This window comes from Sphaerisporangium sp. NPDC004334, from assembly GCF_053602655.1.
In genome coordinates, this window is the sequence record NZ_JBSGDZ010000024.1 from 30624 (window position 1) to 44990 (window position 14367).

General features: G+C 70.1%; 14 protein-coding genes. 7 read left to right on the forward strand and 7 right to left on the reverse strand.

Annotated elements, in window-relative coordinates; genetic code table 11:
- Positions 1-335: 335 nt before the first annotated feature.
- A complete protein-coding gene (locus ACWEN6_RS28805) occupies positions 336-980 on the reverse strand; it encodes a response regulator (protein ID WP_452574551.1) in 645 nt (214 codons plus the stop codon).
- 161 nt (positions 981-1141) lie between these two features.
- Here ACWEN6_RS28805 and ACWEN6_RS28810 point away from each other — a divergent pair, with 161 nt between their 5' ends.
- Positions 1142-2074 carry an ATP-binding cassette domain-containing protein gene (locus ACWEN6_RS28810; RefSeq protein ID WP_452574553.1) on the forward strand — a complete coding sequence of 311 codons (933 nt, stop codon included), beginning with the start codon at positions 1142-1144 and terminating at the stop codon, positions 2072-2074.
- Complete coding sequence (locus tag ACWEN6_RS28815) at positions 2071-3798, forward strand: FtsX-like permease family protein (RefSeq protein WP_452574555.1); 1728 nt, start codon at positions 2071-2073, stop codon at positions 3796-3798. The genes ACWEN6_RS28810 and ACWEN6_RS28815 overlap by 4 nt, the downstream gene beginning before the upstream one ends.
- 29 nt (positions 3799-3827) lie before the next feature.
- On the opposite strand, the gene ACWEN6_RS28820 is transcribed toward ACWEN6_RS28815, so the two are convergent.
- Positions 3828-4247, reverse strand: coding sequence for an MBL fold metallo-hydrolase (locus tag ACWEN6_RS28820; protein WP_452574557.1), 420 nt, complete (start codon positions 4245-4247; stop codon positions 3828-3830).
- 82 nt (positions 4248-4329) lie between these two features.
- Here ACWEN6_RS28820 and ACWEN6_RS28825 point away from each other — a divergent pair, with 82 nt between their 5' ends.
- Both ACWEN6_RS28825 and ACWEN6_RS28830 read left to right on the forward strand, forming a co-directional pair.
- Positions 4330-4956 carry a GNAT family N-acetyltransferase gene (locus ACWEN6_RS28825; RefSeq protein ID WP_452574559.1) on the forward strand — a complete coding sequence of 209 codons (627 nt, stop codon included), beginning with the start codon at positions 4330-4332 and terminating at the stop codon, positions 4954-4956.
- 97 nt (positions 4957-5053) lie between these two features.
- Positions 5054-6442: a hypothetical protein gene (locus tag ACWEN6_RS28830; protein ID WP_452574561.1), complete on the forward strand. Its 1389-nt coding sequence runs from the start codon at positions 5054-5056 to the stop codon at positions 6440-6442.
- A gap of 301 nt (positions 6443-6743) precedes the next feature.
- On the opposite strand, the gene ACWEN6_RS28835 is transcribed toward ACWEN6_RS28830, so the two are convergent.
- On the reverse strand, positions 6744-6938 hold the full coding sequence (locus tag ACWEN6_RS28835) for a hypothetical protein (RefSeq protein ID WP_452574563.1): 195 nt from the start codon (positions 6936-6938) through the stop codon (positions 6744-6746).
- Between the two features lie 422 nt (positions 6939-7360).
- Here ACWEN6_RS28835 and ACWEN6_RS28840 point away from each other — a divergent pair, with 422 nt between their 5' ends.
- Complete coding sequence (locus ACWEN6_RS28840; protein ID WP_452574565.1) at positions 7361-8065, forward strand: helix-turn-helix domain-containing protein; 705 nt, start codon at positions 7361-7363, stop codon at positions 8063-8065.
- A 191-nt stretch (positions 8066-8256) separates the two neighbouring features.
- Here the strand turns inward: ACWEN6_RS28840 and ACWEN6_RS28845 are convergent, their stop codons facing one another.
- A complete protein-coding gene (locus ACWEN6_RS28845; RefSeq protein ID WP_452574567.1) occupies positions 8257-8823 on the reverse strand; it encodes a hypothetical protein in 567 nt (188 codons plus the stop codon).
- Between the two features lie 77 nt (positions 8824-8900).
- Entirely contained in the window at positions 8901-9482 is a 582-nt protein-coding gene (locus tag ACWEN6_RS28850; RefSeq protein ID WP_452574569.1) for an ATP-binding protein, read from the reverse strand.
- Between the two features lie 264 nt (positions 9483-9746).
- Here ACWEN6_RS28850 and ACWEN6_RS28855 point away from each other — a divergent pair, with 264 nt between their 5' ends.
- Complete coding sequence (locus ACWEN6_RS28855; RefSeq protein ID WP_452574571.1) at positions 9747-11345, forward strand: hypothetical protein; 1599 nt, start codon at positions 9747-9749, stop codon at positions 11343-11345.
- Between the two features lie 10 nt (positions 11346-11355).
- Here the strand turns inward: ACWEN6_RS28855 and ACWEN6_RS28860 are convergent, their stop codons facing one another.
- Both ACWEN6_RS28860 and ACWEN6_RS28865 read right to left on the reverse strand, forming a co-directional pair.
- Positions 11356-12735, reverse strand: a complete 1380-nt coding sequence (locus ACWEN6_RS28860; protein ID WP_452574573.1) for a hypothetical protein — start codon at positions 12733-12735, stop codon at positions 11356-11358.
- 75 nt (positions 12736-12810) lie between these two features.
- Positions 12811-13068: a hypothetical protein gene (locus ACWEN6_RS28865; protein WP_452574575.1), complete on the reverse strand. Its 258-nt coding sequence runs from the start codon at positions 13066-13068 to the stop codon at positions 12811-12813.
- A 127-nt stretch (positions 13069-13195) separates the two neighbouring features.
- Between ACWEN6_RS28865 and ACWEN6_RS28870 the strand changes: the two genes are divergently transcribed.
- Entirely contained in the window at positions 13196-14329 is a 1134-nt protein-coding gene (locus tag ACWEN6_RS28870) for an SGNH/GDSL hydrolase family protein (RefSeq protein ID WP_452574577.1), read from the forward strand.
- Positions 14330-14367: the final 38 nt, after the last annotated feature.

Below are 14367 nucleotides of genomic sequence, written 5' to 3' on the forward strand. Positions count from 1 at the left end.
TACCGTCACGGTCACCCTCTGGACCGTCGCCCGCCACACCGTCGTCCCGAGACCGTCACGGTCACCCTCTGGACCGTCGCCCGCCACACCGTCGTCCCGAGACCGTCACGGTCACCCTCTGGACCGTCGCCCGCCACACCGTCGTCACCGCGACCACTTCCCCGCCATGTGCTGGAGGCGATCGGCGCCGGGTCGGCGGGTCGGGGATACGGCGAAGCCGGCGCCGATCTACGTCGCCCGGCCCGGTGAGCGTCCGCGGCGCACCAGGCACATAGTGGCCTTATCCGCCGTGCCGGTCCTGTTCTGACCGGCACGCGCGGCGGGCCGGTGGCGCGTCAGCGGACGACGCCGGCCTCCCAGGCCCAGGCGGCGATCTCGACGCGGTTGCGGGCGCCCAGCTTGGCGAAGATGCTCGCCAGGTGCGTCTTCACCGTCGACAGGGAGATGAACAGCTCCCCGCCCACCTCCTGGTTGGTGCGGCCCCGGGCGATCAGGCGGACGACGTCCATCTCGCGGTCGGTGAGCGGCTCGCGCGGCGGGCGCGTCACGACCGGGATCGGCCGGGCCAGGTGGGACAGCAGCCGCACGGTGATCGACGGCGAGACCAGGGCGTCGCCGTTGGCGGCGGCCCGCACCGCCTCGATGAGCAGCGTGGGGCCGCTGTCCTTCAGCAGGAACCCGCAGGCGCCCGCGCGCAGCGCGCCGTACACGTACTCGTCGAGGTCGAAGGTGGTCACGATGACCACGCGCAGCGGGTCGGGCACCCCCGGGCCGGCCAGGATCCTGGTGACCTCCAGGCCGTCCAGCCGGGGCATCCGGATGTCCAGCAGGCACACCTCCGGACGCAGGCGGCGGGCCTGCTCGACCGCGGCGACGCCGTCGGCCACGGCCGCGACCACCTCGATGTCGGGCTGGGCGTCGAGAATCATCTGGAAGCCGGTGCGCACCAGTTCCTGGTCATCCGCGACGAGTACCCTCACCCGCCCGATTCTGCCAGCAAGCGCGCGCCCGCACGCCACGAAGCGAGAGCGTCCGCACGCTGGGAGGGGCGGGCGCTATCGGCCTTTCGGCCGATGGGCCGTCCGGCGGATCGGGCGGGCGGCCGATCCGCGGGCCGCCGCCCGCGGGAGAGGCTCTGCTCATGCCGTCGCAAATCGTTCTCCACGGGCTCGGCCTGAGGAAGAGTTTCGGGTCCACCGTCGCCCTGGCCGGTGTCGACCTGATGGTCCACCAGGGTGAGGCCGTCGCCATCATGGGGCCGAGCGGCTCCGGGAAGTCCACCCTGCTCCACTGCCTCGCGGGGATCATGAAGCCGGACGCCGGCGAGGTCCACCTGCTCGGCGAGCGCATCGACAACCTGGGGGAGCGCAGGCGCAGCGCGCTGCGGCGCACCCGCTTCGGGTTCGTCTTCCAGTTCGGCCAGCTCCTGCCCGAGCTGCCGGTGGACGAGAACGTCGCGCTGCCGCTCATGCTCGGCGACGTCCCGCGCGCGCAGGCCGTCCGCCAGGCCCGCTCCTGGTTCGGGCCGCTGGGCCTGGCCGGCATGGAAGGGCGCCGCCCGGGCGAGCTGTCCGGCGGGCAGGCCCAGCGGGTCGCCATCGCCCGCGCGCTCGTGACCCGGCCCGCCGTCGTGTTCGCCGACGAGCCCACCGGCGCGCTGGACCAGGCCACCGGGCACGACACGATGCGCCTGCTGGTGGAGGCGACCAGGCACAACGACGCGTCCCTGGTCGTCGTCACCCACGACCCGCACGTGGCCCGCTGGTGCGACCGCGTGGTCGAGGTCAGAGACGGCCACATCCTCCCCACGTCCGGCGTCGGTCTCGCAGGGACGCCGGCCCCGATCCCGTCCATCTCGGACGGCCCGCACACCCAGGTACCCGGCCATACGCCGCCCGTTCCGTACCCGCAGGTGCCGGCCGGTCCGTACAGCCAGGCACCGGGCCAGGCGCCGCCCGGCTCGCATACCCAGGTGCTCGGGCAGATGCCGCCGACTCCGCACACGCAGGTGTTCGGCCAGGTGCCGTCCGCCTCGCACGCTCCCGTCCACGGGGCCGAGGGGAGCGGACGATGAGGAACCTGCTCGACCTCACCTGGCGGCTGCTACGCGGTGGCGGGCGGCGGGGGCTGCTCGGGTCGTCGCTGACGCTGGCGGCGGTGGGCGTGTCCACCGCGCTGCTGCTGTTCGCGGTCGCGATCAACTTCGCCTTCGCCGGACGGGCCGAGCGAGGCGCCTGGCGTAACCCCGAGCCGCCACCCGGTGCTACGGCCGGCGGGCCGCCACGGGCGGTCGAAGCCGTCCGCAGCGAGTTCTCGGGCGATCGGCGGATCACCGTGGTCCACGTGGCGGTCCTGTCGCCGGGCGTCTCCCCGCCTCGCGGCCTCTCCCGCCTGCCCGCGCCCGGCGAGGTCGTGATGTCGCCCGCGCTCGCCGAGCTGGCCCGGGACGACGGCTCGGTGGGCCGCCGATTCCCGCAGAAGAGGGCCGGGACGATCGGGGACGAGGCGTTGGTCCACCCCGGCGAGCTGGTCGCCGTCGTCGGCCACGCGCCCGGCGAGGACATCATGACGGCCAAGTACAAGGGGGACTACCGCCTCGGCGTGTCCGCGACGAAGGTCCCCGACCTCACCGGAAGCCCGTCACCTGACGCGGGTGCCTACCAGGCGCTGGCGGCGGTCGCGAGCGTGCTGATGGTCGTGCCGCTGCTGGTGTTCGGGGGCGCGGCGGCCCGGCTGACGGTGGCGCGCCGGGACCGGCGTCTGGCCGCGCTCCGCCTGGTCGGGGCGACCCCCGGCCAGGTCGTGGCGATGACCGTGGCCGAGGCGGTGATCACGGCGTTCGCGGGGGCGGTGCTGGGGTTGCTGCTGTACACGGTCGCCATCCCGCCGCTCACCCAGGTGCGGATCGCCGGGGGCGCCTGGTTCGCCTCCGACATCTGGCCCGGGCCGCTGCCCATCGCGGCCGTGCTGCTCGCGGTGCCACTGCTGGTCGGGCTGTCGGCCGTGGTGGGCCTGCGGCGGGTCGTGGTCAGCCCGCTCGGCGTGGCCAGGCGCGAGACGCCACCCGCGATGCGGTTCGTGCGCGTGGTGGCCCTGCTGGCGTGCCTGGCGGCGGTGCCGGCCTTCGGCGCCGGGGCGAGCGTGACGGTCGTCGTGGTCGTGCTGAGCCTGTCGTTCCTCGCGGTCAACCTCGTGGGGCCGTGGGTGGTGGCGATGATCGGCCGGATCACGGCCCGCACGGCCAAGCGGCCCGCGCGGTTGCTGGCCGGGCGGCGCCTGGTGGACGACCCCCGTTCCGCCTGGCGCACGGTGAGCGGGGTGGCGCTGACCGGGTTCGTCGCCGGGTTCATCGGGCTGCTCACTCCGAGCGCGTCGATCTCCGTCGAGAACGACCCGGTGACGGCCTGGCTTCTACAGGACATCAGAACGGGCACGCTGATCGTTCTGCTGGTGTCCTTCCTGGTGGCGATCGTCAGCGCGGGCATCACCGCCGCGTCCGCGGTCCTGGACCGTCGTCAGACCTACGCGCTGCTGCGCCTGGCCGGCACCGACCTTTCGGTGCTCGACCGCGCCCGGCGGCTGGAGACGCTGATCCCGCTGACCGTCATGGGCGGCGGCTCCATCGCCACCGGCATGTTCTGCGCGGCTCCGTTCGCCCGTCTGGCGATGAGCGCGACCGGCGGGCTGACCCTGCTGGTCTGCGCCGCCGCCGGCTTCGCGGGCGTCATCGGCGCCGGCGCCCTCAGCCGCCCCCTCCTCCGCTCCGTCACCACCGACCCGGCCCCCCGCCCCGACTAGTGGGTGACCCCACCTGAGTGGTCATCGCGCTACTTCGGTCCGAGCGCGACGGTGAGTCCTTCCTCGGCCGCCAGCACCTCACCGCCGAACTCCCGCCGCGCGGCCGCCACGGAGACGGCCCGATCGTTGCCCGGCCAGAAATGGGTGAGCATCAGTCGTCGGGCACCCACGCGGCCGGCCCATCGGCCGGCCTCCGCAGAGGTCAGCAGATTGCGGGAAGGGCGGTCGGTCTCGCCGACGTGATCGGTGGCCTCGACGATGAACAGATCGGCGTCGCGACCCAGATCGGCGTCGCGACCCAGATCGGCGTCGCGACCCAGGTCGGCGAGCGCGGAGGCCGGGCCGGTGTCACCGGTGTAGGCCAGCGCGACTCCGTCGGCCTCGACACGGATGCCGGCGTTGGGCACATAGTGCGGCAGCGGCAGTCCGGTGAGGGCGAATGGCCCCACCGGGTGGCTGCCAGGCAGCTCCCCATCCGACCGACCGATTCCGGTTATGTCGGGTCGAGTAGAACAAGGTACGGTTCCTCGGGTGGATCACGGTGATGGCGCCGGCGTCCTGCGGACGGCGGCGGAGGTCGAGGCGTTCCTGTCGGACCGGCTGGAGGACTCCTCCCGGGTGACCCTGCGGGCGCTCACCCGGGACGACCAGGACGAGTTCGTCGCGCTCGTCCGGGACAGCGCGGAGCTGCACGGACCCTACATGTCATTGCCGGCCACGCCGGAGGACTACCAGGCGTACCTCGCGAGATTCGACCACGTGACGGCGCAGGGCCTGCTGGTCTGCCTGCGCGACACCGGGACGATCGCCGGCACGGTGTTCCTCAACAGCATCATCCGGGGGCGCTTCCAGAACGCCTCCCTGGCCTACGGGGCCTTCGCCCCGACGGCGGGCAAGGGCTACATGTCCGAGGGCCTACGCCTGGTGCTGCGGTACGCGTTCGAGCGGGCGCGGCTGCACCGGGTGGACGCCCAGATCCAGCCCGGCAACCACGCCTCGATCAACCTGGTGCGGCGGCTCGGCTTCCGCTACGAGGGCATCTCGCCTGAGTTGCTCTTCATCGACGGCACCTGGGCGGACCACGAACGCTGGGCACTCACCAACACCATGTTCGCCCCCGGCCCCTGGCCCACCCACCCGACCCAGCCCACCCGCTGAACCGCCGTCACCGCGGTGGTCCGGCATCAGCGGTCCCGCGTCCGGGAAATGACGTCAACGCGTTGAGGTCGCCGGGGTTCCGCGTCACTGTTGGAGGGTGCACGTCACCGTCCAGTTACCGATCGTGGACCTGCGTCCGCTGTTGCCCGCCGAGACCCGGCGCCGCGAGCCACCGCGCTGGCCGCGTCCCGACCGGGCCTTCCCGGGCCGTTCACCAGAGCACCATCGCTCCGATCATGTGCGAGGCCTGGGCGCGGTACGACCCCGGCTGCGCGGCGGGGTGGCGCCCTGGATCTCCGAGTCGTACTACGTCGACGTCGGCAACCTGGTCCGGCTCACCCGGCAGCGGCACAGTGAGGGGTTCCGCAGGTCGGTGACGGTCACGCCGGTGCTGCGCAACTTCTACGCCGACCGCGTCGTCAACCGGCTGGAGGTGGGGTTCCAGCGACGATGGCTCGACCCCAACGACATTTGGGACGGCCAGGAGAACGCCGTACGGCTGGCCATGTCGGCGCCGGCCTGGCTGCGAGGCGAGCGCGGGGCGCACGTTCCGCTGGTGGCGTTCGGGCCGCGTTTCGCGCGGCACCTGCTCGACAGCACCTCGGCGGTGGCGGAGCCGGAGGAGTGGTGGGTGCGCGCGGGCGCGCCGTCGGTGGTCGTGGAGGACTACTGGTGGCGCCACAAGGCCGTCCACCAGGCCTGGGTGCGCGAGGCGGGGCAGCGGGTGTCGATGTGGCACGTCACCCCCTCCCACGAGCAGGACAGGCCGGACGAGGAACTGCGGCGGATGCGGATGCTGCTGTCGCGGTTGCACTCCGAGTACGCCGCCGTCGAACAGGTGCTGGCGCTGTGCGAGGACGGCAGGCTGGACGTAGGGCGGCCCGAGGTCGAGCGCTACCTGATGCGGGCACTCGATCTGCTGCTGCGGCCCTCGTGGCACGGGTTCGCCGCCGCCGAGATGCTGGCCCAGATGCTCGCCCGCACCCGCGAGGTCTACGCCGACACCGTGCAGACTCTCGACTTCCTCGCCGGCTCCTCGGCCAACCCGGTCATCGCCGCCCGCGTCGAACAATTACGCGTGCTCATGGCCGCCGCCGATTCCGACCGGCCGTTCCACTACTCCTCGGAGGTCAACGTGACCACGTTCGACCGCAACACCTTCAACAACAGCGCGATCAGCACCGGCAGCGGTGACGCCACCGTGAACAACATGGCCGACGACGCGGCCGACCTGCGCGCCCTGGTGGAGGAACTGCTCGACGCCGTCTACGTGCTGCGCGACCAGTTGCCCGAGGAGCAGGCGGTGGCGGTGGAGGACGCGGCCGGCGGTGTGGAGCGCGAACTGGACAAGGAGCCGGGCAAGCGCAGCGAGGGCGGTCTGAAGGCCAGGCTGAAGACGATCTTCGAGATCGCCACCGACGCGGGCGCGGCCGGCACCGCGCTGGTGGGCGTGGTCACCGCCATTCAAGGCATGCTCGGCGGCTGAGGCGGCCTATCGGAAACGCATGCCGGCCGAAGCGAGGCGGCCTCCGGGGGTTGCCGCCCCCGGAGGGTGACGCTTCACCCGGAACGACCCGCGATCCGAGCAGGCTGTGACGCCTGGAAAGGACCTACACACAGTCGAGGCCGTGACTCCCAGGTGGCCATCGGCCCCGGGGCGGCCTGCCCTTCACTCTAATGTCCGGTGACGAGGCCGGCCAGGCGTGCCGGGCCGAAGGATCGCCGTCACTGACGAGCCGACGCTCAAGGAGCGGTTCCGGACGAAGTCGTCGCGGATGCGCGCGCGGTCATGAGGGTGGCGGTCGTGGGTCCGGGGTGGTGAGGTAGGCCCATACTCGGTGGCCGCCGGTGGGGGTGCCCGAGTAGCCGACGCGAGCGGCGAGCGCGGTCACGATCGCCAAACCCCGTCCGTTCTCCTCGTACGAGCCGTGCTGGTCGCCGTCGTCGAACCAGGGACGCCGTCGCCGCCGAGGTCGTATCACCGACAAGACAATGAAAGAGGCTTACAGAAGTAAGGGATTGTAGGCCCCCGATCATCCTCTAAGATGAGAAAGGTTCATTCGCTACCTGTAGTAGCTGTGACCGAGCATTTCGGCTTGATGGAGCGCCGGACCGGATAGGGGCGTCCGCAATTGGCCATTAAGAAATTCCGAACCGAAGATCTGGCCCCTGAGGATCGCTTTCCGTCATGGCTCGAGATGGCGTCGTCGACTCACGTGCCATCTTGGATCCGAAGTGACAGCGGAACCGATTTCCAGGCGTCCGTGAGGGTGTTGGACTGTGCCAGGGTGCAGATATCGGCACTGACTCACCCGACGGTGCGGGCTGAGCGGACCGCGAGGCTCGATCGGCAATGCGATCCCGAGGTCTACCTGTTCCAGCTCATGGTGCGCGGCGGCGGGGGGTGACTCAGAACGGCCGAAACGCTGTCTTCGGTGCGAACCATTTCGTCGTCATCGACTCTTCGCGGCCATACCAAGGGTGGCGATCAGCGAATGACGGCGTGAACGAGGCCGTGGTCGTCCAGGTTTCTCAAGCGTCGCTGGGGCTGCGCTCCACCACCCTCGCACGGCTTGCCGCGGCACCGTTCTCCGCCGAAGAGGGCATCGGCCCCGTGCTGGGCGGCCACCTCATTGAGGTGATCAGAAACGCCGGCGACTACACCAGAGCCGACACCGTGGCCCTCGGCGCCGTCACGGTGGACCTGATCGCGGCGGCCTGCGCCCACCAACTCGACGCGACGGCCTGCCTGTCGCCGCAGACACGGCAGCGGGCTCTGCTCGCCCAGATCCACCGCTTCACCCAGGACCGGCTCCCCGACCCCCACCTGACGGCGGACCTCATCGCGGCCGCCCATCAGATTTCCACACGGCACCTGTACCAACTGTTCCAGGGTGAGGGCATGACCGTCGCAGCCTGGATACGCCACACACGACTGGAACGTTGCCGCCACGACCTGGCCGACCCCGCCCTGCGCGGCCGTCCGATCCACAGCATCGCGACCCGCTGGGGCTTCCTCGACGGCGCACATTTCAGCAGGGTCTTCCGCGCCGCATACGGCATGTCGCCCAACGACTACCGTCATCAAAGCAGCACGACGGGCCCGTGAACGTTCTCTCATCCTGGCCGCTCGGCTCGCGCGGCGTCGTGCCACCTGGACGCACGGCGGCCGGCGGCCGGACCTGAACGTGCAGGACCTCGCGGCCGGGTCCGACTGAATGGACCCGGCCGCACTCGAACCGGCAGCAGCCGCAGCGGCGGTTGACACCGATACCAGATGAGCGCCCGCTGAGGTGGGCTTCAGTTTCGAGGCGGAGCCCAGGCCTGGGTCTCACAGGCCGTCTTCGTACCGATGTTCCCTCCGTTGACCTCGCCGGTGACCACGCTGCACCATGTCTGGTTGCCTGAATGGTTGTTCGCCTTGGCGACGTCCGACATGCTGCTGACGTAGAAGTCGGTCCAGCCGGTGCTGCCGACGTTGGTCCCATTTTCTGTGAGCTTCACGTAGACCGACATCTCGGCAACGGTGCCGGTACAGGAAACGGTTCCCTTCGCCGAGACGCTCGGACTGGAGTAGGTCGGCGCATAGGCGGTGACCTTACAGGTGATATCGCTGGTCGAAGCAGAAGCCGCGCCGGCGACACCGATGGAGCTCGCCACCACCGCTATCCCGATAAGGGCTTTCATTGTGCGCGAAACAGTGCTCATTGGATGACCTTTCCCTTCTTCTTTCGATTTTCTGGCGTGCAGGGCAGTCGTACGGGTGACAGTGGGATGCTGAGTGATGTCACAAAAACCGTGGGCCGCGGCCTTCGAGGAATATCCCGCCGGCAGCCGCTGGTGTCGGTGCCCTTGTTGTATGAGCATGCCGGGAACAGGCCAGGAAGTTATTGGCGATCTCTGTATAACTTTTGTTCATCTGTGCATGGAAGCGGCGCGACGGATCATCGACCTGGTCGGAGGGCCGGGGCGGTGAGGTAGGCCCATACTCGGTGGCCGCCGGTGGGGGTGCCCTGGTAGCCGACGCGGGCGGCGAGCGCGGTCACGATCGCCAGGCCGCGTCCGTTCTCCTCGTACGAGCCGTGCCGGTCGTCGCTGAACCGGGGGACGCCGCCACCGCCGAGGTCGTACACGGTGACCAGGACGCTGACCGCCGATGCCGGAGCGGTGAGAGCCTCGTGGCGGGCGGAGGTCAGCGTGATCTCCACAGTGAAGTGGCCGCCGGGCGGCCCGCTGCGGGTGTGGCGGATCGCGTTGCCCGCCAGCTCGCCGACGATCAACTCGGCGTCGTCGGCGAAGACGGTGCTGCCGAGAAGAAAGCGGACGAACCTCCTGGCCTCGGCCGCCTGATCCGGCCTGGCGGAGAAGGCGCGCCGCCAGATGAGGACCTCGGGGCCGAGCCGCACGGCCTCGGTGATCGGTTCCGACCGTGACGGATGGCCGTCCGCGAGCGGTTCGGGGAGTGCCATCGCAGACGGATGGCCGTCCGCGAGCAGGTCGAGGAGCGTGACCGGATCGGCGGCCACGCGGGCCTCCTCGTCACGGGAATCGAAGGGCGGGTGCACAAGCCAGAACCATGGCCGGTGCCACGCGGCTCGCTGATCCCCGCCTCGCCCGGCCGGACCACTCTCCTGCGACGGGCCGGTGAACTGCCCGGACGAAGATGATCGCCCGGATCGCCGCCTCTCGGGGGCGACGGCCAGCATCACAATCTCCGTCGCTCAAGGTAATCGAATGGGCACGGTGTGTGTAAGATTTCCTCTACCGCGTCGTACCCGGGGAGGCGTTGCGTGATGTCAGGTGAAGCCGTCCACACCTTGCTCGAATGCCGGCGGCGCAGTGAGGCGTTGCGGGCCAAGGGCTACGGTTTCGAGCAGATCGCCGACCTGTTCTCGGTGTACCACGATGTGAGCCCGCTTCGCCTGTACCGGTACGCCCACGGGCGCACCGCCGCCGAGGCCGTGGCGCTGTACAACGACCTCGACCCCGCCGGCACCGCCGCGCTGCGGGAGTCACGGCTGTACGACTTCGAGCACTGGCCCAGGCGCGGCAAGCGGCCGACCGCGCGTACGGTGGCGCTGTTCGCGCAGGTCTACCGGACCGCCGCCCGCCACCTGATCACCGACGAGGTGTACGCCTCCTACAGCGTCCGCGACCGGCAGCTCATCGACCGGACGGACCACCGGCACCTCCCGGCACAGCGGCCTTCTCGCGTCCCGAGCCCGATTCCCTGTCATGTCACCATGAGTCTGGAAGCGGCACGCGACACGGTTCCTGTCCCCACGCCGCAGGACTGCGCCTCGCTGCTGCGTGCCCTCGGAGCCGAGGAGGCCGATGTGAAGCGCCGCGATCTGCTGTTCGAGCTGGCCCTGGCGCTCGGCGGAGCCCCCGCTGTGATCCTGCTCCGCCATCTGTCCCCGCCGGAGAAGGACCGTCTGGCCGCGGCCGTCCGCGCCTCCGCCCGCGTGGACGCCGCGACCGTGGAGGTGATCGAGAAGCTCACCGCCCGATGCCGCCGCCTGGACGACGACTTCGGCCCGCAGACCGTCCTGCCCATCGTCGACGGCCAACGCCGCCTCGTCACCGACCTGCTGAGCCGCACTACTTTGCTCCCGGACCTGCGTGACCGCCTCACCTACGCCTACGCCGAGCTCAGTCAATTCGCCGGTTGGCTCCACCACGACCTGATGGATCACGAAGGCGCACGTCTGCGCTATCAGGAGGGGCTCACCGCCGCCCACGAGATCCGCGACGGCACGATGATCGCCTACCTGCACACCTGCCTCAGTTACGTGGCCGTCTATCGAGGCCAGATAGGGCAGGCGCTCGACCACGTCTACGCCGCCCAAGGTTGGGCGCGGCACAGCCCCAGCAATCTGATGCGCTCAGTTCACGCGATGGAACTCGCCCGAGTGCTGGCTCGCCGTGGCGAGACGAACGAGAGTGAGCGAGCGCTGGCCTATGCGAGCGGCATGGTCGAGCAGCCGAGAACCGAGGCCGACCCCGCCTATCTGTACTGGTGGACGGTCGGCCAAGTGCAGGCCAGCACCGCCGATTGCCAACTCCACTGGGGGCGGCCCGATGAAGCGATCGGGTCCGTCCTTCGCACACTGGCGGCGCCGACGACCCTCAGCCTCGCGCGCGGGCATGCCCTGCTCCACTACGCCGAGGCGCTCACCCGGAAACGGGAGATCCCCGGCGCGGTCGACAAGATCCGTGGCGCGGCGCGGACCACCGTCAGGCACAGCTCGACCCGGCTCGCCGACTCCGTACGACAGGCTCGCGCCCGCCTCCAGCCCTGGGCGGGGAACAAGCACGTCCGCACCCTCGACGAGGAACTCCGCTCCCTCGGCATCCTCGCCACAGCCCAGGGCACGCTCCTGACGTGATCCTGGTGCCTCAGCTCAGGGTGAGGATGTCGTAGTGGTCGAGGCGGTCGACGGTGATGGTCAGTTGGCCCTGGTGGCAGGAGGAGGCGGGGGTCTTCGATCCGGCGAAGTCGGGGGAGATCAGGGAGACCTTTCGCGGGCACTGCGGGAGCCGCGTCTGCACGCTGAGTTGGCTCTGCGGGACGATGCCCAGGGCGTAGTTGTGGTTGACGAGGTGGATGGACCGTGCTCCGGTGCCGCGCTGCTGGAGCAGGCTCGCCGACACGCCTGCCGTCCCGACGGTCACGGCCTGCGCCCCGATGTCGTTGCGCTGGAAGAGCGACCGGTGATCCTTGTAGAACCGGGTGTAGGTCCGGAAGAAGTCGAGCATGCCGTACTGTTCGGCGGTCGGGCTGCCGACCGTGTCCTTCAGGTGGAAGGCCGGGAAGATGCCGTTGGCGTAGGCCTCGGCGCCGAAAATCTTCCAGTAGTCCTGCTTCTCGGCGAGCGGCAGGTTCAGGTAGTTGGTCATCATGTCGTTCGGCCAGTCGATGAAGACGGTCACCGGGACGTCGCCGGCGATCCGGCGGCTCTGGTCCTTCAGGTACCGGTAGTTGGCCTGCAGCGACTTGGCGCCGTTCAGGTGGCCGCCGATGACCGGGACGTAGTCGGCGCCCCGGTAGTCGGGCGTCTGCTCGTCAGGATTCCAGGGATACATCCCGACGCTGTTGAAGTCCACATACGGCAGGAGCCCGTTGGAGGAGATCAGGATCCGGCGGTGCGCCGTCCGCAGCGCGTAGGCGCGCAGCTCGTCCACCATCTGCTTCCAGTAGCGCCGCAGGTAGGTCCCGGTGAACGAGGTGTCCTCGGCGTACATCCGGTTGGCGGTCACCCGCCCCCACTCGCCGGCCAGCGGATTGGCGGAGGCGAGGGGGTCTGCGTTCCAGCCGTTCGCCTTGAGGTAGGTGCGGTAGTTGAAGTTGTGCGTCAGGTCTCCGGCGGGGACGTCGCGCCTTGGAACGTTGCCGTCGGTCATCCCGAAACGGCCCTTCCAGTCGGCGGCCGTGAAAGCGGGGTACTTGTTCAGCAGGTATCGGGTGAAGTCGGCGATGGCGTAGTCGTCGAATCCCTCGTTGCCATTGAAGCCGTACTTCTGCCCGCCGCTGAACCCGGCGTTCACCTCGTCGAAGGTGACCCCGTCCACGCCGCCGTCGACCTGGATCTCGGCCCAGTCCAGCAGGTACCGGCGATATTTCGGGTTGAACAGGTTGCCCCGGCGTGCGGGCTCGGGGAACCCGAACTCGTCGTGGGGGACCGGATCGCCGTTCGCGTCACGCGTCGACATGTCGTCGAACACTTCGGCACTGGGGAAGTCCTGCGGGAAGATGACGCTGGACGTCCCGCTGCCCATGAACGTGATGCCCTTGTCGTGGTAACGCCTGATCTGGCCGAAGTTGTAGTCGGCCGGCTCATCACCGTTGGTGGATCATTTCCCGATGGCCCTGATGTTGACGTCCGGGACCAGCTTGTACACCTGCGGGTCTTCCTGCTCCACGTCGGATTGGCTGAAGGCGAAGACCGTGAAATCGGCCGCCCGGTTCGCAGTCGTGCCGGTGGCGGCGGCCGTGCCGCCGGCCGGGCGTACGGGCTCGTTCGCGGCGGCCGAAGCGGGTTGCCCCTGAGCCAGGAGCGTCAGCCCGAGTGCGCATAGCGACCATTTCACTGCTCCGGAACGCCGTGACATCGTGTTCCTCCTCTGAGCCGCTTCCCGGGCGGGTATCGCTGGAGAATATGCCGGGAGGATCAGCTGAGGAAGTCATCTGCCGCCTATATCGGGAACAGGGTGGTACGCGCGGGTGTTCTGGACCGCCATGACGACGACTTGGACCGCCGCGTTCCGCTCAGCCGTTCTCAGCCCGGGTGAAAGCTTCAGCTTCAAGGAGCCCCGCGGCTTCGCCGGCCAGACCCTCCGGCAGATCCTCCACCTCGACGGCGGGGGAGAGGCGCTTCGCGTGCTGCTCACCAACCGCTTCGGCGACCGGCCGCTCGTGGTGGCCGCCGCCCGGGTGGCCTTACGGAAGTCCGGTGACGAGATCCTTCCCGGCACCGACGCGCCGCTCACGTTCGGCGGCGCCGCCGAACTGACCCTCGCCCCCGGCGCCGAGGTGACCTCCGACACCGTGCCTCTGGCCGTCAGCGCGGGGACCGACCTGGTTGTGAGCCTGTACCTGCCGGAGGAGACCGGCCCGGCGACCTACTCCCACACCCCGCTGGAGACCGGCTACGTGGCCGAGGGCGACGCGGTGTCGGCGTCCTCGCTTCCGGCCGCCGAGGAGGTCGACTCCCGCTTCTTCATCACCGGCGTGGACGTCCTGGCCCCCGAGGGGACCGCCGTGGCCGTGGCCTTCGGGGACTCCTGGTTCGAGGGGGCCGGCACCACCCACGGCGCCAACCGCCGCTTCCCCAACCTCCTCAACGCCCGGCTGGAGCGCGGCTGGGTGGTGAACCAGGGGCTCGGCGGCAACCGCCTGCTGACCGACGAGGTGGGCCTGCACGGGCTCGCGCGCTTCGACCGGGACGTCCTGTCGGTGCCGGGCGCGACCCACGTCCTGCTGCACTTCGGGCTGAACGACATCGGCCTCGGCTCCGCGAACGGCGACCGGCCGCCGTCCGCCGACGATCTCACGGCCGGTTTCGCCGAGCTGGCCCGGCGGGCCCGCGACGCGGGCCTGACCGTCATCGGCGGGACCATGGGACCGTACCTGGGCACGATCTACCCGGGTGTGGACACCCCGGAGGGCCAGGTCGTGCGCAGAGCGGTCAACGACTGGATCCGCACCTCCGGGATCTTCGACGCGGTCGTGGACTACGCGCACGCCGTGGCCGACCCCAGCGAGCCGGACGCCATCCGCCCCGACCTCGACAGCGGCGACCACCTGCACCCCAACGACGCGGGCGCCCAAGCCATGGCCGACGCCGTGGACCTCGCCTTCCTCCGCCTCTGACCCTCGCGTCCGGATCGGCGGGTCCCCGCCGGTCCGGA